Genomic DNA, 3,583 nt, shown 5'->3' with positions numbered 1-3,583 from the left:
CCCTCCCACAGCATCGCCAGCTGGGCCGAGGTCAGCCGCACCGCGCCCGAGGCCGTGTTCGGCCAAGGAAAGCGGCCGCGTTCCAGAACCTTGTACCTTGCGAGAGAATGCAGCCGCACTCGACGCAGAGCAGGAGCTAGTGGGGGTAACGCATCCGTTTCATCCGCTGTTTGAGCGTCGCTTGCCATGTGTGGGCCGCCGCCAGAACCGACATGGTGCGCGGCTCTTGCTGCAGACCGAGGATGGCGCCGTCTGGTCGGTTCCTCCGCATTGGACTGATCTTGCGAGCCCGGATCCAGAAGTGGTCGTGGGTCACGGGCGAGCGGCGTTGCGGGTTTCTGACCTGCTGGCACTGGCTGACTTGGTAGAACGCCTCAGAGGCAAATTGGTGGGGTGATCAAGGGATGGATCGTAAGGTCAATTATGCCGCATCTGTAAAGCGAACTACGCCGCAAGTCATGCGATTTAGGAAGTTATTAGGCCGATTTATTGAGACAAGTTGCCTAGAATCGGCGCTCGCAGATAGTCACTATCTTGACGCCGCGCGCATTTGCGGCATAATTGCTATTACATATTCTTTCCCTCTTGCGTCCAGAGCCAGCGATGCCCGACAGCAGGCAGTCAAAGACCGCAGCCCTTGCCGAAGAGGGCACGCTCAATTCGGCGCCGGACAAGGTCCGCGATCCGAAGTTTCGCGGCAGCGACTTCTTCGACCCGCACGACATCGTGCAGGTCAAATACGAGATGCTGCGTCGCGTCTTGGTCGACAAGCTGTCGGTGACGGAGGCTGCCGACGAGTACGGGGTCTCCAGGCCGACCTACTATCAGGCCAAGGCGAACTTCGACACGGCAGGAATCGCGGGGCTAGTGCCGGAGAAGACAGGGCCCCGCGGGCCGCGCAAGATCGACGAAGCAATCTTGGCGTTCTTGCAGGCACGGCTGGCGCCTGGCGAACCCCTCCGTGCCCGCGAACTTGCCAAGCTGGTCCACGACGAGCTCGACATCGAGCTCCACCCCAGAACGATCGAACGGGCGCTAAAAAAAAGCACTGGCAAGTGAACCGTGCCGCGAAGGCGGCATGTTCATCGTCGACCATCGCAGCTCAGTACGAGGTACTGCGCGCCGCCGCTTTGGGCGAAGCGCTGCCGCTCATGGCCCGCAGCGGCCTGGTGCTCTTTCTGCGCCGGGGCATGTGGGGATGGGCTAGGGCGATAACTGCGGCGCCAATCTCTTCTCAAGAGCCAGGCAGCCGGCCTTCAGCCACCTGGCCGACGCAGGGCGGGCGCAGCGCCGTCGTCCACATCCTTGCGGCGATCGCCACCAGCATCAACGACACCGGCATAAACGAGCGGAGAGCCCCATGAACATGCACCTCAAAGTTCAGCCCCACCACCTCGATCGCAACGCCTACCTCTACATCCGCCAGTCCTCGATGCGTCAAGTGCTCGAGAACACCGAGAGCGCCAAGCGGCAATATTCGCTTCGCGGACGCGCCGTCGCCCTTGGCTGGCATGACGAGCAGATTATCGTCATCGACAACGACCAGGGAGAATCCGGAGCATCGGCCGCCTGGCGCGAGGGGTTCCAGCGGCTGGTCAGCGATGTCGGGCTGGGCCGCGCCGGGATCGTGATGGGCTTGGAAGTGTCCCGCCTGGCGCGCAACAACGCCGACTGGCAACGCCTGCTGGAGATCTGCGCCCTGGCCGACACCCTGATCCTTGACGAAGACGGCGTCTACGACCCGGCGAGCTTCAACGACAGGCTCTTGTTGGGCCTGAAGGGCACAATGAGCGAGGCCGAGCTGCATGTGATCAAGGCGAGATTGCGCGGCGGCATCCTCAACAAGGCCCGGCGCGGCGAGTTCCGCTGCCCCCTGCCGACCGGGCTGGTCTATGACCACGGCGGCAATGTGGGGCTCGATCCTGACCTGCAGGTCAGGGAGACGATCGTCCATTTCTTCGAGACCTTCTCTCGCGTCGGCTCCGCCTCCCAGACCGTTAAAGCCTTTCATCGGGAAGGTCTTCCATTCCCCTCGCGCCTGCACAACACCGAGACAATCTTCCGGCCGCTGACGGTGTCGACAGCACTGCGCGTTCTGACCAATCCGCGCTATGCTGGCGTCTACGCCTATGGCCGACGGCAGTTCCGGCGCACCATCGAAGGCAAGAGGACGGTGCGGTCCCGGTCAAATGAGGATTGGCTGGCCTGCATTCCCGATGCCCATCCCGGCTACATCAGCTGGCAGCAACATCAGGAGAACCTGAAGATTCTGGAGGCGAACAGCCATGGATATGACGCGGCGCGGGCGTCAATTCCAAGAGAAGGCCCGGCGCTGCTGCAGGGGCGGGCAATATGCGGGCAATGTGGTCGGCATCTGCGGGTTCGCTACGCTGCCCGGCGCGGTCGACATGAAGCCTGGTACATCTGTGATCGCGCCCATGCCTATCGCGGTGCCCCCCTCTGCCAGTCGATCGCCGGGCCCGCGGTCGACGCGGCCGTCGGTATGCTGATTGCCGAGCAGATGGCGCCAGAGGCCGTCGAACTGGCGCTCGACGTGCGCAAGGAGATCCAGTCACGTCATGAAGAAGCCGACCGGTTGCGCTGCCGCGCGGTCGAGCGGGCCCAGACGGAAGCCGATCTCGCGCAGCGGCGGTTCATGCTTGTCGACCCCAATAACCGTCTCGTCGCCGACACGCTCGAAGGCGAGTGGAACGAGAAGCTTCGCACATTGGCAAACGCCCGCGAAGAGCGCGAACGCGCCCGCGAGCATGATCAATTCGTCCTCGACCACGCCGTCCAGGCGCGGCTCATTGCGATGACGGAGGACTTCAAGAAGCTCTGGTCCGATCCCAATACCCCGAACCGTGACCGCAAGCGGCTGCTCGCCCACATCATCGAGGACGTCACCCTCCTCAAGCTGCCGGCGGAAGGAACGACCAAGGTCCATGTGCGGTTCATAGGCGGAAAGGTCCTGACCCTCACCACCCTGAGCCCAAGAGCGCCCGCCTTGCAGATCAAGACCAGGCCGGGGGTCATCGAACTGGTAGACAGGCTCCTCGACGACCACGTCTATTCCGAGATCGCCGAACTTCTCAACCAGCAAGAACTCCGCCCGGGCGAAGCCTCCCGCCGCGGCCATCATGACGCCCAATTCACTTCCAAGCGGGTCGCCTACATCGTTCACCAATATAAGTTGCGCTCACGTTATGATCGCCTGCGTGCCCGCGGCATGCTGACCAAGCAGGAAGCAGCTGCCCGTCTCAATATCCACGAGACCACCATCAACAGCTGGGTCAAACACGGCCTCATAACCCGCCATGCCTACAACGGGCACTATGGTCTCTACGAACTCCCCGCTACAAACTTGCCGCAAAAGCATTCCAGCCGGTGGGACCGCCTCACTGATCGGGCGGGTGAACGCCTGCAGGAGGCGGTTCCGCCAAAACCATCACCTGAGGAGGAAAGAGGTGTAGTATGAACGCAGATCGTTGTAGTAGAGGCAGAACCCCTGGCCGTCCCAGTAAAGGAGTTTCAACCGGTCGCCCTTCCGACCCCGGAACGCGAACACCGCGCCCCCTGCCGG

The 3,583-nt window shown here is 62.6% G+C and carries 5 protein-coding genes; 3 read left to right on the top strand and 2 right to left on the bottom strand.

Annotated features, from left to right (window positions below; translation table 11 throughout):
* The coding region (gene tnpB, locus BLR51_RS28085) for an IS66 family insertion sequence element accessory protein TnpB (RefSeq protein ID WP_207543713.1) at positions 1-188 on the bottom strand (188 nt) is incomplete at its 3' end.
* Between tnpB (BLR51_RS28085) and BLR51_RS28635 the strand changes: the two genes are divergently transcribed.
* The 3 genes from BLR51_RS28635 (at position 140) to BLR51_RS26760 (ending at position 3,478) form a co-directional block, all read left to right on the top strand.
* Positions 140-397 carry a DUF5372 family protein gene (locus BLR51_RS28635; protein ID WP_089852581.1) on the top strand — a complete coding sequence of 86 codons (258 nt, stop codon included), beginning with the start codon at positions 140-142 and terminating at the stop codon, positions 395-397. The two genes, tnpB (BLR51_RS28085) and BLR51_RS28635, sit on opposite strands and share 49 nt — an antisense overlap.
* 206 nt (positions 398-603) lie before the next feature.
* Positions 604-1,059 carry a helix-turn-helix domain-containing protein gene (locus tag BLR51_RS26765; protein WP_089852580.1) on the top strand — a complete coding sequence of 152 codons (456 nt, stop codon included), beginning with the start codon at positions 604-606 and terminating at the stop codon, positions 1,057-1,059.
* 301 nt (positions 1,060-1,360) lie between these two features.
* Complete coding sequence (locus BLR51_RS26760) at positions 1,361-3,478, top strand: recombinase family protein (RefSeq protein WP_110506231.1); 2,118 nt, start codon at positions 1,361-1,363, stop codon at positions 3,476-3,478.
* Here BLR51_RS26760 and tnpB (BLR51_RS28630) read toward each other — a convergent pair.
* A complete protein-coding gene (tnpB, locus tag BLR51_RS28630; protein WP_375342707.1) occupies positions 3,449-3,568 on the bottom strand; it encodes an IS66 family insertion sequence element accessory protein TnpB in 120 nt (39 codons plus the stop codon). The two genes, BLR51_RS26760 and tnpB (BLR51_RS28630), sit on opposite strands and share 30 nt — an antisense overlap.
* Between the last annotated feature and the right edge of the window lie 15 nt (positions 3,569-3,583).

This window comes from Salipiger marinus (assembly GCF_900100085.1).
Lineage (GTDB): Bacteria > Pseudomonadota > Alphaproteobacteria > Rhodobacterales > Rhodobacteraceae > Salipiger > Salipiger marinus.
This window is presented reverse-complemented; position numbering and strand designations above follow the sequence as displayed.

Excerpts from the sequence above, each read along its gene's own strand:
- BLR51_RS26765 (WP_089852580.1), top strand. The coding sequence starts at position 604 with ATGCCCGACAGCAGGCAGTCAAAGACCGCAGCCCTTGCCGAAGAGGGC.
- BLR51_RS26760 (WP_110506231.1), top strand. The coding sequence starts at position 1,361 with ATGAACATGCACCTCAAAGTTCAGCCCCACCACCTCGATCGCAACGCC.